General features: G+C 37.1%; 14 protein-coding genes. 5 read left to right on the forward strand and 9 right to left on the reverse strand.

The features are described 5' to 3' along the window. Positions 1 to 2: 2 nt before the first annotated feature. Together K364_RS0104980 and K364_RS0104985 are read right to left on the reverse strand one after the other, a co-directional pair. Positions 3 to 728 carry an ABC transporter ATP-binding protein gene (locus K364_RS0104980; RefSeq protein ID WP_242841657.1) on the reverse strand — a complete coding sequence of 242 codons (726 nt, stop codon included), beginning with the start codon at positions 726 to 728 and terminating at the stop codon, positions 3 to 5. A 1-nt stretch (position 729) separates the two neighbouring features. Beyond that, entirely contained in the window at positions 730 to 4,776 is a 4,047-nt protein-coding gene (locus K364_RS0104985) for an acyl-CoA dehydratase activase (RefSeq protein ID WP_028307103.1), read from the reverse strand. 216 nt (positions 4,777 to 4,992) lie between these two features. On the opposite strand from K364_RS0104985, the gene K364_RS0104990 reads away from it, so the two are divergent. The 4 genes from K364_RS0104990 (at position 4,993) to K364_RS0105005 (ending at position 9,052) form a co-directional block, all read left to right on the forward strand. Continuing rightward, on the forward strand, positions 4,993 to 5,673 hold the full coding sequence (locus tag K364_RS0104990) for a Crp/Fnr family transcriptional regulator (RefSeq protein WP_028307104.1): 681 nt from the start codon (positions 4,993 to 4,995) through the stop codon (positions 5,671 to 5,673). Between the two features lie 238 nt (positions 5,674 to 5,911). After that, positions 5,912 to 7,096, forward strand: a complete 1,185-nt coding sequence (locus tag K364_RS0104995) for a COG1470 family protein (protein ID WP_051533812.1) — start codon at positions 5,912 to 5,914, stop codon at positions 7,094 to 7,096. Next, positions 7,096 to 8,049 (forward strand): ABC transporter ATP-binding protein, encoded by a 954-nt coding sequence (locus K364_RS0105000; RefSeq protein WP_035268098.1) that lies wholly within the window; start codon positions 7,096 to 7,098, stop codon positions 8,047 to 8,049. The genes K364_RS0104995 and K364_RS0105000 overlap by 1 nt, the downstream gene beginning before the upstream one ends. Position 8,050: 1 nt before the next feature. Then, positions 8,051 to 9,052, forward strand: a complete 1,002-nt coding sequence (locus tag K364_RS0105005) for an ABC transporter permease (RefSeq protein WP_084295513.1) — start codon at positions 8,051 to 8,053, stop codon at positions 9,050 to 9,052. A 91-nt stretch (positions 9,053 to 9,143) separates the two neighbouring features. Here the strand turns inward: K364_RS0105005 and K364_RS0105010 are convergent, their stop codons facing one another. The 5 genes from K364_RS0105010 to K364_RS0105030 all read right to left on the reverse strand — a co-directional run bounded on the left by K364_RS0105010 (position 9,144) and on the right by K364_RS0105030 (position 15,095). Then, positions 9,144 to 9,944, reverse strand: coding sequence for a sugar phosphate isomerase/epimerase family protein (locus K364_RS0105010; protein ID WP_028307108.1), 801 nt, complete (start codon positions 9,942 to 9,944; stop codon positions 9,144 to 9,146). Beyond that, positions 9,937 to 10,935, reverse strand: coding sequence for an AmmeMemoRadiSam system radical SAM enzyme (gene amrS, locus K364_RS0105015; protein ID WP_028307109.1), 999 nt, complete (start codon positions 10,933 to 10,935; stop codon positions 9,937 to 9,939). Before amrS ends, K364_RS0105010 begins: the two co-directional genes overlap by 8 nt. A gap of 71 nt (positions 10,936 to 11,006) precedes the next feature. Continuing rightward, a complete protein-coding gene (amrA, locus tag K364_RS0105020; RefSeq protein ID WP_028307110.1) occupies positions 11,007 to 12,407 on the reverse strand; it encodes an AmmeMemoRadiSam system protein A in 1,401 nt (466 codons plus the stop codon). 271 nt (positions 12,408 to 12,678) lie between these two features. Beyond that, positions 12,679 to 13,863: a tRNA uracil 4-sulfurtransferase ThiI gene (thiI, locus tag K364_RS0105025; protein ID WP_028307111.1), complete on the reverse strand. Its 1,185-nt coding sequence runs from the start codon at positions 13,861 to 13,863 to the stop codon at positions 12,679 to 12,681. Between the two features lie 74 nt (positions 13,864 to 13,937). Beyond that, positions 13,938 to 15,095, reverse strand: coding sequence for a cysteine desulfurase family protein (locus K364_RS0105030; RefSeq protein ID WP_028307112.1), 1,158 nt, complete (start codon positions 15,093 to 15,095; stop codon positions 13,938 to 13,940). A 226-nt stretch (positions 15,096 to 15,321) separates the two neighbouring features. Between K364_RS0105030 and K364_RS0105035 the strand changes: the two genes are divergently transcribed. Beyond that, a complete protein-coding gene (locus tag K364_RS0105035) occupies positions 15,322 to 16,563 on the forward strand; it encodes an IS4 family transposase (RefSeq protein ID WP_028307113.1) in 1,242 nt (413 codons plus the stop codon). A 287-nt stretch (positions 16,564 to 16,850) separates the two neighbouring features. Here K364_RS0105035 and K364_RS22885 read toward each other — a convergent pair whose 3' ends face one another. Next, positions 16,851 to 17,576, reverse strand: a complete 726-nt coding sequence (locus K364_RS22885; RefSeq protein WP_084295517.1) for an N-acetylmuramoyl-L-alanine amidase — start codon at positions 17,574 to 17,576, stop codon at positions 16,851 to 16,853. An 88-nt stretch (positions 17,577 to 17,664) separates the two neighbouring features. Further along, positions 17,665 to 17,841, reverse strand: a complete 177-nt coding sequence (locus K364_RS26590; RefSeq protein ID WP_156946403.1) for a hypothetical protein — start codon at positions 17,839 to 17,841, stop codon at positions 17,665 to 17,667. Positions 17,842 to 18,412 lie beyond the last annotated feature (571 nt).

Here is an 18,412-nt window from a genome sequence, read left to right on the forward strand (position 1 = left end):
TTTTAAGCACTTTTAAATTCACTTGTTTCCTTAATATCTTTTTGTTGTGAAAGGATTTTGATCAGCTTGGTTCTAATACTGATTAATTCTTTATCTTCCAGGGTCCTTATATTTTGCGGCATATCAATGTTTATTACGTTTCTTACAGTACATGGGTTTTTAGTAAGAACAACAATTTTATTTCCTAACAATACAGCCTCGTCTATTTCGTGGGTGACAAAAACAACGGAATTATTCCATTGATGCCAGATATCAATCAAGCTTTTCACCATGTTGATTCTAAGGTCATAATCCAGAGATTTAAAGGGTTCATCCATTAATAACAATTCTGCCTGGAAATTAAATGCCCTTGCTATGGAACACCGCTGGCGCATACCCCCACTTAATTGATGGGGATACTTGTTTTCAAAATTAGTCAGGCCTACTAGCTCAATTAAACTCTTCAATTTCAAATCTGAGGCCTTTTTATTTACTAACTTGATGTTTTCATACACTGTTTTCCAAGGTAGCAGCCTATCCTCTTGAAAGACATATCCTATTTTCTTTTTATTGTCGCCAATTATACCTTCATCGGGCTTTATTATACCTGCAATTATGTTAAGCAAAGTAGATTTTCCACAACCAGAAGGGCCTAAAATACAGGTTATTTCTTTATCTTTAACATTTAAACTGAAATTGTGTAATACTTTTATCTCATCGAAGTTTTTACAAATCCTTTCCAGCTTCAAATTAAGCCCCCCTTTTATCACTTTTTTCTTTTCTAAGGTTTTCTTGAAATGCATAATAGATAAAGGAATCAATTTTTGAGTTATCTATTTCATTCTCATTTCCATCATATGTCATATTTAATATTGGAATTGCAGAAAGCTTCCTTTCGTTCTGGGATAAAATGTTTAAAATGGTATTAGTATTTTCATACATAGAAGCAACTGTAATGATCCCATTTACATGACTTAAATCACCCAGGATTTTTGACCATCTATATCTGCCATTGCCGCCAGCATAAAGGTTTAAGTATTTATCCGCCCTTTCCACAAGGTTTTCTAGATTTTTTTCAAATGCGCTGCTTCCTGCTAATATGTCTGATATTGTTTTAATATAGGATGAAAATTTATCTAGTTCATTATAAGCTGCGGACTCTTTTTGATTATTTGCTTGGGCTAAATAATCTCTCCATATGAACCACATATACTCACTAAGGGGAGCATAGAGCACCTGTATGCCTTGTTCTTCCATGTTTTTGAAGGTATTGTTGTTCATGAAATGGTTAAACAACACATTTACCTCCCCTATTGCAAAAATTCTTTTAAAGGACTTATTTTTTTCCATGTCATTGCGAACATCTCTTGCCATATTTTTCAGGTAATCAATAGTCAATTCTTCCCTTGTTATCAGGTCATGAATTTCTTCTAAGTATTTTTTTCGTTTAGTTTTTACCGCAAGATTTATTAAGTCTCCTGCCAGCAGGATTAAGAATATATCTTGAGAGATTGTACTATCTTTTATAATATCTTCAATAAATGGAGCTATGATTTCTGCTTTTTGTTGATTTACACCATCCAGTTTATCTCTAAGTAATCTATGGTATTGACCTCCAACCTCTGAGCCTTCCGAAGTGGGCACCAGGAATCCGTATTTTGGGGCTGATTCATCTAATTCCAACGCCTTGCTTAACACATCCCCTACCAGACCTGTAAATGAAAGGTATTCCTTGGACAGGGTATATTTTCGTCCTAAATCCAAGGTTTTCTTGGTAGTCATGGGCAGTACCTGTGCATAATACCCTTTTGTCATTAAATAGCCAGCAAAAATATGGGAATAGGGATAAATATAAGGTAGATATAGTAATGTATTTTTATCTAATTCATCTAACTTTGGTTTAATATTAACATTTTTATGAACTACTCTATCAGAGTACTCCTTGAGTGTTATAGCTTCTGTATTTTGAACCCGTTCTGTCTTTAGGCTGTTCACAAAAGCCTCCACCCGAGTTAATACCCCAACACTAGAAAAATGTTCATCCACCTCTATGCTTAAATAGGGTTTGCCCTGCATTTCTTCTTTAAAATAGTGGGACAATACAGTATCCGGTCCACAGCCATGATTTGTTATGTATATTGCATATAAATTAGGATGCTGCTTAACTATTTGTGCCCCCGATAATATATGCTGTCCAAACGGCCAATACATATTTGGGTGCTCCTTTGAGGTATCGTGGTCATGTGCTGGTAAACTAGATAGTGTTAGGACTTTATAGCCCAGGTTCTCCAGCTTCTCTGGAATGCCCATATTTAAAATAGGATCAGCTATACCATAGGCTCTTGTTATGATCACAAATGCTTTTTCATCTCTTCCTAATCCCTTTATTGTTTCTTCTCCCAGCTTCTCAACCTTTGAGTTGAAACTCTTTAGTCTTTTCATTCCCTTTACTAGTGCTATGGCTGTCTGGATTGTATTTTTACCCAGCTTTTTCCCCAGTTTTATCAGGGTTTTCATCATATATTTCTTGCCAAACTTAAATGAAAGCTCTGGAGATAATAATTCAACTCCTTTAGTCCCTAATTCCATGGTTTTATTGATGAGCTTTGGCAAACACTGCATGTATACACACCCATAGTTTTGTCTAGTGGTTGATACTGGATGAGCCATGGTATAAAGACTAGGTAAAAATATATAGTCTACTTTCTTTTCAATTAACTGGGCCACGTGACCGTTTATCAGTTTTACAGGGTAGCAGGTTTCTTCCATTGAAAATTCCTGGCTTAATTCTACCGTTCTCTCACTACTGCTGTCTGATAATATCACATTAAAGCCCAGCTCTCTGAAATAAGTGTTGAACAAGGGAAATAATCTGTGTAAGAACAGCACCCTGGGAATGCCTATAGTTTTTTTAGAAGGGTCGATTTTATTGTCATATCCCTCTAAATAATATCTTTCAATTTCCTCAAATACTTTTGTTCTCTCATGTTCTTTATTTCGCCCCCTCTTTTCAATCTTTTTATAGTCAAAGCTTTCTGCTAAATCAAAGCCCTTGAACTTTGAGGCTTTATTTTGTATTTCTTCCCTGGCTAGTATTGCAGCTCCATAGGCCCCTGTTACGCTAAAGAATTGTGGTATTTCTATCTTGTTACCTAAGATATTCCTGAAGGCATTTACCACCCCTTGATTGTAAGCTACCCCTCCTTGAAAAAATACTTTTTTGCCAATTTCCTTTTTACCTACAACTTTGTTTAAGTAGTTCTTTGCAATTGAATAGGATAAGCCTGCTGCAATATCTTCAATTTTTGCTCCGCTGCTGAGACTTGCTGCAATATTGGTTTCAATAAAAACAGTGCATCTATCACCTAAATCTATAGGGTTTTTGGATTTCATGGCCAGGTTTCCAAAGTCACCTATAGGTATATTAAGCTTTTTTGCCTGTTCTTCAAGAAATGATCCAGTTCCCGCAGCACAGATCTTATTCATTTCAAAATCCGAAACAACTCCCTTTTCCAGCCTTATGAACTTAGAATCTTGACCTCCAATTTCTATTATTGTGTCAACCTCTTTATCTATGGTATGTGCTGCTTTTGCCTGGGCAGTTATTTCGTCAATAATTGTATCAGCCCCTACAAAGCTGCCTGCCAGATATCTGCCTGAGCCAGTAGCACCCACCCCTAAAACCTTTATATCCCGTCCAATATCCTTTTTAATCTCCGCTAATCCCTTTCTTACTGCACCAATAGGATCCCCTAAAGTCCTTAAATACTTAAACCCAATAACATTATTCTCCTGATCCATGAGAACTACATTTGTACTGGTAGAGCCTATATCCAGTCCCATGTATCCGCTTATTGGAGTTGTAAACTTTGTTTTACAGTTGTGCTTATTTAAGCTGTCATCTCTGCCAGGACCATTTAACAATGGTAATACAACAGCATTATCTGTTAAGGTTAATTTTTTTTCATTCTCTTGTACTGTTTTTACTAATTTTGATAAGTCAAGGGGTAATCTATCTTTCATTCCTACTATGGCTGCCCCTAGAGCAGCAATATTACCACAGTTATGAGGAATGATAACTTCTTTTTCAGTAAGCTTTAGAATATCTTTTAAGGCTTTTACAATTGTTTTATTGTAAGCAACTCCTCCAGCAAACAATACCGGCTTCATTAAAGGGTTTTTCTTTACTAAATTGGCTTTGTAGTTTTTTGCTAATGCATAGGCAAGACCAAGGAGTATCTCCTTTAATTCTACACCCTCCTGTTGATGGTGTATAATGTCGGTTTTAGCAAACACACTGCATCTGCCCGCTATTCTGGGGACAAGGGAAGCTTTTTCTGCAAGGTCAGTATAATCATCTAGTTCAATACCTATCCTTGATACCTGTTCCTCAATAAAGGATCCTGTTCCAGCCGCACAATTTGAGTTGATACAAATTTTCATGGTGGAATTGTCTAATTGGTTCATATTGGTTATATATTTTGAACTCTGTCCTCCAATCTCTACCACAGAATTAATATCAGTGTTAAAGAACCTGGTGCCTTCCACTAAAGAAGTAACATCATTAATCCAGGTAATACCCTGATTTTCTGATATTTGTTTACTTCCTTGTCCTGTAGCTGCACCAAATATTATGTTATTCCCATATTTACCTGTTATTTTATTGATATATTGACCTAGTTCTTTCCTGATTTGGCCCTTGTGTAAAATATAGGCACTTTCTATCACTTTAAAATCTTCATCTACTAGTACAAATTTTATTGAGGAATACCCAATATCAATCCCTAAACTGTTCAAAAAAGATACCTCCTTCCAAAATAAACCATATTAAAAAGCATAACTCAATAGATAATACTTTTAAAACTATAATTGACTTTGATAATCATTTTCATTTATACTATATAGAGATTATACAATCAAATTGCAAATAAAAAAGTATCCTGGGATACACTTTTCTTAAATTTACTAGTATTAATTTTTTTAGAGAAGCTTTTTTAAAAGGAGCTAGAGAAAATGAATTATATTATAAAACACCTAAATAACTGTATACTCTTCAAGCACTTATCTATAGATGAGATATCACAATTATTAAGTAATATTACTTATCATACCAGGCTTTACAAAAGGAATGAGGTAATCTTTTCTCCCCATGACCTTGCAGATACTCTAGGCATTATCCTGGAAGGAAGTGTGGATGTTCAGAAAATATTTGCATGTGGAAAAACAGTTACAATTAATAGAAGATTTCAATACGATCTTATTGCAGATGCTTCAATATTTGCTGATATTGACTATTATCCTTCTACTATCTCTACTTGTGAAAATAGCCATATATTCTTAATAAATAAAAGTAATCTTTTGAAACTATTCTCTAAGGATGAAAGGATCATGTGCAAGTTTTTGGAGTCAGTTTCCAGTAGAGTTTTGGCACTAAACAATACCATTGAAATACTTTCCCTAAACTCTGTGTCTGCAAAAATAGCATATTTTCTAATGATCGAACAGAAAAGGCAAAAAAGTAATATCATCAAATTAAAGTTTACTAAAAAATCTTTAGCTGAACATATAAACGTATCTAGACCTACCTTATCTAGAGAACTGAAGAAAATGCAGGTTAAAGGAATTATAACTTTTCATAAAAGAACAATTGAAATACACTGTTTGGAAAAACTTGAGGAACTATGTTCTATATAGTTTTAAAGCAGCTGCCGTGATGTGCATGCAACAGATAAAAATTTTTGTTTTACATCGCTCTAAAGACCCTGTATGTGTAAATAATAAAAAATTTTTAACAGTTTCTGCTCAAATCGTGTTCTGGCTCAATTAGAAGCATTTTTTTATTTGTTGAAAAAAGAAATTGTGCGAATATAATAATAATTAGCACTCACCTGTGCAAAGTGCTAACAATTCAATTCTAAGGAGGGAGCTATTTATGAAAAAATCCAACTTGAAAATTTCTAGGTATTTGTTCTTTTTCCTATTTTGTTTTCTAATTGTGACCATGCTATTTCCTGTACAATCCATTGCTCAGCAAACTGGTATTGAATTGATGACACAATTCCCAAGCATCACTGGAACAGCAGGGGAAGATATTACCTTCTCAGTAAAGATTAAGAATTATGGCAATAGAAGTGAGTTAATAAAACTGGAAGTTAGCTCAAAACCCCAAGAATGGGTAACAACTTTAAGAGGTCGCGGCAGGAATATACAGCAGGTAATGGTAGAAGGTGGGAGCAGTGAGAATGTTGAATTGATTGTCAAGATACCTGATAATGTTGAAATTGGTGAATATCCTTTAACTATAGCTGCTGTAAGTGAAAGAGGCAGCAGAAGCACATTAACTTTAAATATCAGCATTTCACATGAGAGGTTGGGAGATGATAGGCTTTCTGCCAGGTATAGTGAATTAAAAGGCCCAAATGATGCAACCTTTGATTTTAGATTAGATTTAAAAAATAACAGCAGTACTGAGCAGCTTTACAGTCTTGGAATACAGCTTGAACCTGGTTGGCAAGCAACATTTACCCCAGCCAATGAAAGACAGCAGGTTGCCAGTATTAGTGTTAAACCTGGCGAATCAAGGGGAATAGATGTGAAAATCACTCCTCCAGTAACTGTCAAGGAAGGGGAGTACACTATTCTTGTTGAGGCGGCCAGCCCAACAAGCAGGGTAACAGAAGAATTAAAGATAATCATAAGCGGAACCTATGACCTGGAATTTACAACCAGTACAGGTAGACTAAATGCAGATGTAATAGCAGGCCGAGAGACAAAGGTAAACTTAGAAGTAAAAAACAACGGCAGTGCCCCTCTGAATAACATAAATTTTACTTCAAAACAGCCTAACAACTGGGCAGTTACCTTTGAACCTGACACAATTGAAGTGCTGCAGCCAGGGGAGAGCCGACAGATCACTGCAACCATAAGTGCCGATGCAAAAGCCATTGCCGGAGACTATGTAGTTTCACTTACTGCATCTACTAAAGAAGTAAAAAGCCAGGCAGATTTAAGGGTTACTGTTAAAACTTCAACTTTATGGGGATTGGTAGGTGTAATTATTGTAATTGGAGTAATAGCTGGCCTGTACCATGTGTTCCGCAAATACGGGAGGCGATAATGGTGGCTGCAGAAAACAAGCTGTTAGTTGAAACCATTAACCTTACAAAAAGGTATGGGGATTTTACTGCAGTGGATTCATTAAATTTGAAGGTAGAAAAGGGTACGGTATTTGGACTTCTTGGGCCAAACGGTGCAGGCAAAACTACAACTATTCTTATGCTCCTTGGATTAACTGAACCTTCAGAAGGCCAAGCTTTTGTAGCAGGATATGAAGTAACCAGAAACCCTCTAGCGGTAAAATCCTTAACGGGATATCTGCCAGATAATGTGGGCTTTTATCAGGAATTGACTGGAAGGGAAAACCTCCGTTATACTGCTCGTTTAAATGGATTTAGCAGCCCCGAGGCAGAAGAAAGAATTGCTTCAGCCCTGGCAAAGGTGGGTCTAAGTGAAAATGCCGACAAGAGGGTAGGGGCATATTCCAGGGGAATGAAACAAAGGCTGGGCATTGCAGATGTTCTTGTAAAAGAGCCCCAACTAATCATCATGGATGAACCTACCCTGGCAATTGATCCGGAAGGTGTCCAGGAGCTGCTGGGTATTATTAAAAATCTTGCTAAAAGGGATGGAAAAACTATCCTGATTTCTTCCCACCTCCTACATCAGATTCAAGAAATATGCGATGAAGTAGGAATATTTGTGAAAGGAAAATTAATGGCTGTGGGACCAATAAAAGAACTAGGCAAGCAACTCCTTCAAGGTAAACCATTGGAAATTGAAATATCAGCCCAACCTGAAGGCGAGAAATTGCTAGATTTGTGCAAGGGAATTAATGAAGTACAGGCAGTAAGAAAAGAGGGGGATTTAATAGTACTTCAATGCACTAAAGACATTAGAGAAACACTATCAAAATTCTTGGTAGAAAATGGTTTTAGTTTGCAGTATATTAATTTACGAGGGGTATCCCTTGACAGCATTTACCATCAGTACTTCCAAGGGGAGGTGCAATAGCATGACTCAAGAAAAAAAACATGCAGCAATTATACAGGGTGCCAGAAAGATTTTCCAGGCTAATACAGGTCTGTCTGCAGTAGTTATTAAAGAGCTTGCAGATTATTTACGTGGTAAAAGGTTTTTAATACTTTCTCTCATAGTAGGGCTGACTTGTTTTGCCGCCCTTTATACTGCGGCAGCTACCATTAGAAGTACTGTGGGACGTGATGAATTGGACTTTGTGTTTTTAAGACTATTTACTACTTCTGGTGCCTCACTCCCCTTCTCTTTCATCTCCTTTATAGCTTTTTTCGGCCCCCTTGTAGGAGTAATCCTGGGTTTTGATGCTATAAATGGGGAACGGGACAGGGGTACCTTAAGTCGATTATTGTCACAGCCTATTTATAGGGATGCCTTGATTAACGGCAAATTTCTGGCAGGTGTAATAGTAATTGCAATAGTAATATATAGCTTGGGGCTGCTGGTTGGAGGTCTAGGACTAATTTTAATCGGCATCCCCCCTACTATTGAAGAATTATTAAGAATCTTTACCTATTTAACTTTAAGCGTTATTTATATTTCCTTTTGGCTTTCCTTATCCATGTTTTTTTCGGTTGTTTTCAGGCAGACGTCAACATCAGCCCTGGCAGGAATTGCAGTATGGCTTTTTTTAGCAGTATTTGCTGGTCTTTTAGCCGGCATGGTGGCGGAAGCAGTCTATCCCATCCATGATACATCTGACATAAACAGGATTCTGGCACAAACCAAATTACAACAGAATCTAAGCAGATTTTCTCCTACTACACTTTATGATGAAGCTGTAACAACCCTGTTAAATCCATCAATACGGACCCTGGGACCAATTATGATTGAGCAGATTATCGGGGCTATAAAAGGACCTATTTCCTTTGGGCAGACCCTGTTACTTATCTGGCCCCATGTGGTAGGATTAATAGCTGCTGCACTGTTATGTTTTGCTGCTGCATATATTAGTTTTATGCGCCAAGAAATCAGGGCCTGATTTTACAGGCCCTTTTCAACTTTCAATCCAATGGGCTCATCAAGGAGGCCTATTCCAGCCATGAATCCATCTATAACAATCCTTCCCCAGGTTAGCTTATTAACACATTAAAACCTGCTATTTCTTCTTCAGGTGAACAAAAGGCTTCACTGATTACTATTAAATCTTTTCTATTTTTTGGCAGGTTATTTGCAATCTCTTGAAAATCAATGCTTCCACTGCCAATAGGCAGATGGTTATCCCTCTTGCCATTATTATCACTTAGATGCAGGTACTTTAGTCTTTCTCCCAGAACCTCAAGCCAGGTCTTTATACTTTCCTCACTAAACACATTACAATGACCCACATCAAGGCAGGCTTTAAAAAACTCTGAACCTAATCCATCTACTAGTTCCTTTATAGTACTTGGATTTACATCAAATACATTTTCCAAAACAATAGTCTTTTTTTCCTTTTCCAGAACTGGAATGACCTTTTTCCAGAACTTTAAGTTTTCCTCTATCCAATAGTCCTGGTACCAGGGTTCTTGATTGTGAATTTGACTAAAATAAGTGTGGATTACAATCCACCTGGAATCAAAAACCTTTGCAGCTTCAACAGCCTGAAGATACCGCTCCAGGGTTAGTTCTCTTATCCTTGTATCCATACTAATGGGGTTCAAATCCATGTAGGGACCATGGATAGTAATCTCCCCTTGAAAGCCATTCAAGAGGGTTTCATATTCTTTATATAAAGCATCAACCTTGTAAACAAGGTTTTCTGGAAATACAAAGTCCTGTATTTCCAGAACATGAAATTGACTGCAGCAATATTTAGTATTTTCTTTTAATTTATCTAAAAAAACTCTTGTACCAATCCTCATATTTTGCACCTGTCTTCTAATCTTAGTCAATAACTCCCTTCACCTGCTTTGAACACTTAGGACATGCCCCTTCCCCATATCTTAACCTGGTATTATAAAAGGTTCTTTCTATCAATAGAGCATTGCATTCAGAACAGTAAGTATGGCATTTATCCAGCTCCGGTGCATTGCCGATATAAACATAATTCAGGTATTCTTTAGCTGTTTCCCAGGCCCTTTCCAAAGTTTTTAATGGGGTAGGCTCTAGCTGCAGCTTGTAATTTGGATAGTACCGGGAAAGGTGTAATGGTATTAGCGGATCAATGGAGGCCAACCACTTTGCAAGGTCTCTGATTTCATGTTCATCATCATTTAGCCCGGGAATAATCAATGTGGTTATTTCCAAATGACAGGCCATTTCCCTGGCTAAATAGCAGTTCTCCAGGACGGGCTTTAGCTTGCCCTTGACAATTTTCTTATAAAACTCATCTGCAAATCCCTTCACATCAATATTAAGAGCATCTATATTTACAAGAAGCTCTTTAAAAGGCCGTCTATTTAAAAAGCCATTTGTCACCAAAACATTTTTCATATTACCCTCTTTAATAAGGGGAGCTGTGTCTTTTATAAATTCATACCACATACCTGGTTCTGAGTATGTATAGGCTACCCCAAGGGAATTTTGGTTTACATAATACATCTTAGATATCTCAGCAACTTCTTCAGGAGTTATTTCTTTACCCTGTTCGACAGCATGGGCTATTTGCCAGTTCTGACAGAAGTCACAGTGAAGATTACATCCAAAGGTCCCTATGGACAGGATGTTTTTCCCTGGATAAAAGTGATAAAGGGGCTTCTTTTCTATGGGATCTACATTTACTGCTGTTACTTTTCCATAGTTCTCACTATATAAATTGCCCTTTCTATTAACCCTCACCCTGCACTTTCCTTTTTCACCCTGGGGTATACTGCAGGCATGGGGGCATAAAAGACATAAAACCCTTTCATTATCTTGTTTTTCTGCCCAGCTTGCTAAATGCATCTAATCCATCCTCCCACAAGAGTGTCCAGTATAGTGAACCCATGAGATTTTTCAAAACTATCCTTTTAATATTAATAATATCGCTCTACCTTAAACCTAAAGATAGTATAATTTTCTTTGGGGCTTATTCCTGCTTTACTAAGTGTTATATCCAGCTGCTTTTCCACTGTATCCACCCCTTCCAAGTTTGGTAGCAGAACTCCTGATCTTCCACCACTTTTGACTATTATTCCATAGTTCAAGGGGTCCAGTTCATCCTTTGATGAAATTTTCTCTGGCTTGGATAAAACATCTACGGAAAAGACTATATCATCTAGTTCATCTAGTGTTACCGGCAAAAACCTGGGGTCTCTTATACCAGCACTAACACTATTCTCTATAATTTCTTCGGCCAGCATTTCTCTCACAGGTTCAATGGTGCCAATACAGCCACGCAAGTGACCATGCTTCTTTAATGAAACAAAACAAGCCTTTTTTTCCTTGAGCATCTCGGGCACTGGTTCTGGCAGGGGCAGGTATTTACCTGTTTCTAAGAAATAGGTTAGGCTTTCTCTTGCAAGTCTCACTGGAATAGATTCATTACTTTTTTGTTCTTTCACGCTATCATCCCTTTTACCTTTCCATTTTGCAAGGGTGGATTGATTGATTTTTTCTATATTAAAGGCTGCAACCAGATAGCCTACACCGTAGGGGCCTTCATAGCTAATAATGTCGCTGGTAATTTTGTACCTATCTAAAGCTCCTGCCAGCATTATTATGGGCCTGAGACCACACTCGCCAGCCCTTTCAACCAGATCTTCATCTATATTCATAACTTCAATTAATTGACCTGTTTTAGCTTTTTCTAAAATAATCAAGTCAAAATCCCTGCCAGCAGGATCATATCCTGCCGGGGCAGTTCTGGTTAGACGGTGAGATAAATCCCCACTTGCTATTAAAGCAACATTATATTGACTGTCAGCAATAACTTCTTCAATTAGCATTCCAAATTTGTAAAGCTCCAAATTATCTAACAGGGACATTGATATTACTACCAGAGGCACGTGAACAGCTTCTTTTGATAAAAAATCCAAGGGCACCAGTACTCCATGATCTAAATCCTTTTTTAAGCCATATCTATAAGTACTAGTGTCATTGACCTCCACCATGGAGTAACCCTTTTCCTTGGCTTTTAAAACTATTTGCTTTTGCATTTCCTCATGATTCTTGAATTCATAAAGGGTGCCTTTTACCCCAAAGTTTGAAAAATTTCCTTTTAAAATTGGGCTGCCATGAATTGCAATGGCATCCTGAAAGAGATTGCCATGGGGAGTAATGATTATTATCAGATCTGGGTTTGCTTCCTTTAGCTTTTTTGCCCACTGCCTCATGGCTGCAATGGTTTTTTGGGCATCATGATTTTGTCCTTCTCCAACCTGATCCACTATAATAGGCGGGTGGGGGGCAATACCTGCAAAAACAATATTTCCCACAGTAATCACATCCTTCCTTTTCTATAATCTTAATTATTACTAAAGAAAATGTCCATATGCACGAACCCTAATTGAATTTTCCAGCAATTGTTGGTCCATGGAAGCCAAAAAGGCGTGATGATTTGCACTGTTTGAGCGAAGCGAGTTGGCAAAGCATAGGCTTTTTGGCCGGAAGGGGCCTTAGAATTGCTAAAATTTAATTCCAGGTGAGGGAATATGACATTTTCTACATTTATAATAACAGGAAAATGTCCATATGCACGAACCCTAATTAAATTTTCCAGCAATTGTTAACATTTTTATTGCTGATCCAAAGTATTTCCGTCTTTTCCATGGATTCCTCTATAAGCTCCTCAACTGCCAGGTTCTCCTCTGCAGCTATAACCTTGTGGAGCCTGGGCTTGGTTGCAGGATTATCCGGTAGAAATAGTGTGCAGCAATCCTCATAGGGCTGGATGGAGATGTCAAAAGTGTTTATCCTTTTGGAAAGCTCAATTATTTCTATCTTATCCATGGTCACAAGGGGTCTCAGGACAGGCAGGGACACAACTTCATTAATAACGTTCATGCTTTCTAAGGTTTGGCTTGCCACCTGACCCAGGTTTTCCCCAGTAATTAATGCTAGAGCTTTTTCCTTTTCTGCAATTCTAGCAGCTATTCTAAACATCATTCTGCGCATTATAGTTACATATAAATCTCTTGGACAATTCTGTTTTATTGCCTTTTGAATTTCTGTAAAGTGATTTATGTAAACCTTTATAGCCCCCTTGTAGTTTGTCAATTCTCTAACAAGGTCCAGCACCTTTTCCTTGGCACGTTGGCTAGTAAAGGGATAGCTGTGAAAATGCAGACCTATTATCTCCACTCCTCGCTTCATACTGAGCCAACCAGCAACTGGACTATCTATGCCCCCTGAAATAAGAAGGATGGCCTTGCCAGTTACACCAACAGGAAGCCCTCCATTACCAGGGTACCCTTGAGTATATACAAATGAACCCTCTGGTCTGACTTCAACAAACATCTCAACGTCTGGGTTATGAACATCAACAGTCCAATCTTCAGTGTTTATCAGAAGGTGTGCTCCTACCTCTCTACAAATCTCTGGGCTGGTGAGAGGAAAGTTCTTATTTGGACGTTTAGTACTGACCTTAAAAGTAAGTCCGGGAGCTTGATTTAATAGGGTTAGGGCTGCATCCTTAATTTCCTGGAGATCAAGGCCGACAGATATTGCCGGACTTACCGAGGTTATGCCAAATACCTTTCTAACCTTATCAATTATTGACTGGTCAATATCTTCCACTTCTATTAAAAGTCTTCCATAGATTTTTTTTACTGCGCCAACTTTGGTATTTTTTAAGATCTCTTTAAGATTATGAATTAGCTTATCTTCAAATCTGAATCTATTTTTGCCCTTAAGGGCAATTTCTCCATATTTTATAAGTAAAACCTTATCCATGTAATCCCTCCTGCTATTTGACCCATAGTATGAATATCTTTAAAATTACATCTGGTTAACATAATTTATTTAACTTAACACCACAACTGGCGATATTCTTTTACACTTTTTTCTATTATTTCTGCTGCCTGTTTCATCTCATGCTCTTTGTTTAGATAGCCAATACTCAGCCTGATAGCTCCATACAAGGCTTCGTCCCTTGCACCAAGAGCCTGTAAAACATGGCTAGGCTCTTGGTGGCGGGAATGACATGCAGAACCAGTAGATACATAAAGCCCATGCTCCTCAAGCATATGCAATAGGACCTCCGCCTTGTCCACACCTTCAAACCAAAGATTTATTATAGGGGTATTATACTCTTCAGGTGTTCCGTTAAAATGAGCACCTGGAATCCTTCTTAAGTATTCCAACAGTATATTTTTAAGGTATAGCGGTTGGGTATCCTTTGTATGCTTCCTTTCAAGATCGGCTACAATTCTTGCAGCTTCACCTAATGCTGCTATTCCTGGGACATTCTCCGTACCAGCCCTTTTCCCACCTTCTTGTCCTCCACCCACCAGCAGGGGCGGTATTTGAACCTTTTTACTCATATATAGGGCGCCTGTGCCCTTTGGTCCATGAATTTTATGGGCACTAAAGGACAACAAATCAACTCCCCATTTTTCTGGATATACCCCTAGCTTACCAAAGCTCTGTACTCCATCCACATGGAATATGACATTTGCTTCTTTTAAAATTTTTCCTATCTCTTCAATTGGAAATATTGTACCTGTTTCATTATTAACATGCATAATACTAACTAGAATAGTGCCTTTTTTCAATGCACTTCTTAGTTCATCTAAGGTAATTGAACCCCTTTCATCCACTGGAAGGTAGGTTACGTGAAAACCTTCTTCTTCTAGTTCTTTAAAAGAAGACAATACTGATAGATGCTCTACACTTGTAGTTATTAAATGGTGTCCCTTTTTTTTATACCTCCTGGCAGTCTGTTTTATTGCCCAATTATTTGCCTCTGTTCCCCCTGAACAGAAATGAATTGTCGCTGGGTCCAGTTTTAGTATATTCCCAATTATATGCCTTGCTTCTTTTAGCTCCTTTTCCGCCTCAAAGCCCATTTTGTGCAGAGAAGATGGATTACCATAGGTTTGGAGCAGTATTCGTTTCATTTTTTCTGCTGCCTGTGGGAAGACCTGTGTTGTGGCACTATTATCCAAGTATATTACCTGCTGCATATTTACACCTTCTAGTTTAGTTTTTGCTCACTATATTATAAAACCTCAGTAACGTTGCAAAAAAACATTTAGAATTTGTCAAGTTATAATAAATTTTGATAATCAAAGAAATGCTGCGAATTAAGAAGATAAAATAGATATTTTGCTGTATTTGCATTAAAAAATCCTTTATAATAGAGATAACAAGGTAGTCCTTGCCAAATCCCTAATATAAAGGAGTTATAAAATGCAAGGCAAGGATATCAAAAAATCCACTTTTTTGCAACTGTTTAGTCCTATAATTAATGAAAAATTTTTAAATTTGCTGTCAGACATGGAGGTAGATAAGTATTTAAAAAAGTTATCTACAGTAGAACTTATTGAACTGCTAGCCAATTCTCAGATTAATCAAAGAGCCAGCTTAAGAGATATCAGCAAGGACTTTAATAATGATGAATTTAACGAAGCTTTTGATTGTGAATCCTTTAGTCCTTCACAAATATCTCGTAGATTAAGAGATCTACCAGTAGAGGTAGTAGCTTATTTATTCAAAAATATCACTACGCAACTTGGTAAAGAACTTGGTCATGATAGAATACGTCAAGAAATGGGACGGTTGCTAATACTTGATTCTAGAACCATAAGCTTATGTTTATCCCAGTTTAGATGGGCTAAATTCAGAGAAACTAAAGCAGGGATAAAGCTTCATTTACTACTTGAATTCTGCAATGGTGTGGTTATACCAGAAGAAGCAATAGTTACACCAGCAAAGCCTGCAGATAAAAACATGATGGATGATATGATAATCTATGAACAAGGAACCATCTATGTTTTTGACAGGGCGTATGTTGATTATGAGAAATTTGATGCATACTGTAAAGAGGGTATTTACTTCGTCAGTCGCTTAAAAAGCAATGCAATAGTAGAAGTAATAGAAGATTATCCAACCTCTGGTAACATAACAAAACATCAGCTAGTACGCCTTGGTAAAGATGGCTCTACAAAAATGGAGCATCCCCTACAGCTTATAGAGACACAAGACAGTAAAGGCAATAAGATAATTATCATAACGAATAAGCTAGAACTATCTGTAGATGAGTTAAGTAGTATTTACCTCTATCGCTGGCAAATAGAAGTATTTTTCAAATGGCTCAAACAGCAGTTTTGCATTAAGCACTTTTATGGGCAAAGTCCCCAGGCAGTGGAAAACCAGATACTAATAGCACTAATAACACATTGCTTGCTGATGCTGCTTAAATTAAAAACTGGCTATCAGGGTTTAATGCTAAATTTTAAAAGAATGCTAATCACTTGCTTATTAGAAGCATTTAGTACATTTATTCGCAAGCTTCATCGAAAACCTAAGCGGACCTCGAAGGGGCGACGAAAAATTGACCACGAACTAACTTACAAAATGACTCTAAGGCAGGTGATAGCAGGCGAATCAGATCATTTAGATGATCTTACTTATGACCCAGTACTACTGTAAAGCGCATACTGTCAAAATGTGGATAAGGACTACCCCTTACTTCGCCTTTTTGGCAATTTGATCAGGAAATTTAATTGTTAAATTTAAACATATTTAGCTTAATTATCCATAGTTAATTATTGCTATTTTCTGGGTTTGACAATGTTAGAAAATTTTTATGCAACACTACTGATAAAACCTTAATCATTCTTCTATTATAATACACTTTTTTGGACAAACTTAACAATTTTAAAAAATAATAAAACAGCTACCTCTTTTGATAGCTGTTCATTAGGAGTTCTATATGCTTATTGACCTACCATGTATTTTAATATTCCTCGGTAAATTGCTTCAGCTAACTTGTCTTGATAAGTAGGATCAATGAGTTTCTTTTCTTCCTTTGGATTTGATAAAAACCCAACTTCTACAATACAACCTGGCATATCTATATTATCCAGTAGATACGAAGTGTTTATAGGTATAGCTTCTCTTTTAGTGTGGGTGGCTGCTTTAAGCTCTGCCTGGATAGACCTGGCCAGGACAGCTCCCTTATCACTATTTGGATTAAAAAATGTTTGGGCTCCTGACCACTTGGAACCATAACTGTTTACATGTATGCTAACAACTAATTCAGGTTTTTTTTGCTTAATAATCTCAAGTCTGGCGTCCAGGTCTCTTTTTTTCATGGTACCTGGGCCAGGAGTTAAAAAATCCTGGTCCTCATCCCTTATAAGTACAACTAACGCTCCATCTCTACTTAACTTTTTTGCCAATCTTTCTGATACCTGTAATGTAATATCCTTTTCATTTGTACCGAGATTACCCCTGGCACCAGGGTCATAGCCACCATGTCCCGGATCAATTACTATTACCTTAGTTTGTACAGCCCATGTCATGGCCGATATGGTTCTAGTTTCTATGAGAGCAGTAAGATAAAAATACGCCAGTAACAATACTGCTAATAATACAATAGCTATGCTCATAAGAGTATAGCTTATTTTAATAACATAGAAACCGGTATGTTTAAATGGCACAAGAAAACCCCTCCTTTCTAGATTAAATCTATGCCGGAGAGGCTTTTCTTATGCTCTTTTATTTTCACTAACCACGCTGCCATTGAGACTAACACATGTATAGTCCCCACCAACCTAATTTTTCCCCACATATATCACAGTATGCATAATCTTCGTCTCTTCTTATTTTTTCATGGATGCAGGTTTCTTTAATAAAAGCTAACTCAGAGCTTAGTAATTCCATTTGCTCCATAATTTCATCTATCTTGGCTTTTGTAACTTCCATCAGCAATACCTCCATACTTTTTATAATTATTTGTTGATAGTATTATATTCTATCAAGGCCTTTTCTCCTAAACCTTTTCGGTTAGCTGCATGAAATTTGAGGTAAGTGGATTGATTTGTTCCGTTAACTGGTTGTTGACAAAAGTGTATTTGTGGCTATTTTCCCACAAAATGTATTGGCCTATACAATTAGATTTTAAGTTTATATTATAAAAGCCCTCTCGCTTGTTTGACAGCCCTTAAATAGATACCTCTCCCAAAGTCCTTTCAATCATTGAAGTTGAGAGGATATTTTTTTGTTTTTCTTTGCATATATATGTAGCATAATGTAGCATAGTATAATATAATGGAATCAAATATACAGCATTCAATATTGATATCTGCTACATGAACAGGAGAAAAGTATTATGTCTTATAGACTTGATATTAGAAATCAAAAAAAGGGAACCTACTTAGTTATTGAAGAAAAGTATAGGGACAAAGAGAAAAAGCAAGCTAGAACCAAGCATCATAAGACTTTAGGATATGTACATGATTTGCAAAAAGAATTTCCTGACCCGATTGCCCACTTC

Source organism: Desulfitibacter alkalitolerans DSM 16504, from assembly GCF_000620305.1.
GTDB classification, from domain to species: Bacteria; Bacillota; DSM-16504; order Desulfitibacterales; family Desulfitibacteraceae; genus Desulfitibacter; species Desulfitibacter alkalitolerans.

Excerpts from the sequence above, each read along its gene's own strand:
- K364_RS0104990 (WP_028307104.1), top strand. The coding sequence starts at position 4,993 with ATGAATTATATTATAAAACACCTAAATAACTGTATACTCTTCAAGCAC.
- K364_RS0104995 (WP_051533812.1), top strand. The coding sequence starts at position 5,912 with ATGAAAAAATCCAACTTGAAAATTTCTAGGTATTTGTTCTTTTTCCTA.
- K364_RS0105000 (WP_035268098.1), top strand. The coding sequence starts at position 7,096 with ATGGTGGCTGCAGAAAACAAGCTGTTAGTTGAAACCATTAACCTTACA.
- K364_RS0105005 (WP_084295513.1), top strand. The coding sequence starts at position 8,051 with ATGACTCAAGAAAAAAAACATGCAGCAATTATACAGGGTGCCAGAAAG.
- amrS (WP_028307109.1), bottom strand. The coding sequence starts at position 10,935 with ATGCATTTAGCAAGCTGGGCAGAAAAACAAGATAATGAAAGGGTTTTA.
- thiI (WP_028307111.1), bottom strand. The coding sequence starts at position 13,863 with ATGGATAAGGTTTTACTTATAAAATATGGAGAAATTGCCCTTAAGGGC.
- K364_RS0105030 (WP_028307112.1), bottom strand. The coding sequence starts at position 15,095 with ATGCAGCAGGTAATATACTTGGATAATAGTGCCACAACACAGGTCTTC.
- K364_RS0105035 (WP_028307113.1), top strand. The coding sequence starts at position 15,322 with ATGCAAGGCAAGGATATCAAAAAATCCACTTTTTTGCAACTGTTTAGT.
- K364_RS26590 (WP_156946403.1), bottom strand. The coding sequence starts at position 17,841 with ATGGAAGTTACAAAAGCCAAGATAGATGAAATTATGGAGCAAATGGAA.